Here is a 243-nt window from a genome sequence, read left to right on the forward strand (position 1 = left end):
GCGTATTGCTCGGTGCCGGGGGTGACGAAGTCGATGGTCACCCCGGGGTAGTCGAGACCCACGAGGTTGCGGCGTTGCGGGTCGCTGAGTCCGCGCAGCGGGTAGCCGTCGCCGCAGGGGGCCAGTTCCTGCTCTTGCTTTTCCGGCTGTGGCACGCACTGGGCCAGGAAGGCCAACGAGATCACGCGGAAGCGCTGGTCGGGATCGCTCACCCACTCGCCGTCGCTAATGAGTTGCGTGCTC

At 67.1% G+C, this 243-nt stretch carries 1 protein-coding gene; it reads right to left on the reverse strand.

From position 1 onward, the window contains the following. The coding region (locus SB754_RS22470; RefSeq protein WP_410784487.1) for a hypothetical protein at window positions 1-212 on the reverse strand (212 nt) is incomplete at its 3' end. Window positions 213-243 lie beyond the last annotated feature (31 nt).

Origin of the sequence: Leifsonia sp. SIMBA_070 (assembly GCF_046534635.1) — a bacterium.
In the GTDB taxonomy this organism is placed as follows: domain Bacteria; phylum Actinomycetota; class Actinomycetes; order Actinomycetales; family Microbacteriaceae; genus Leifsonia.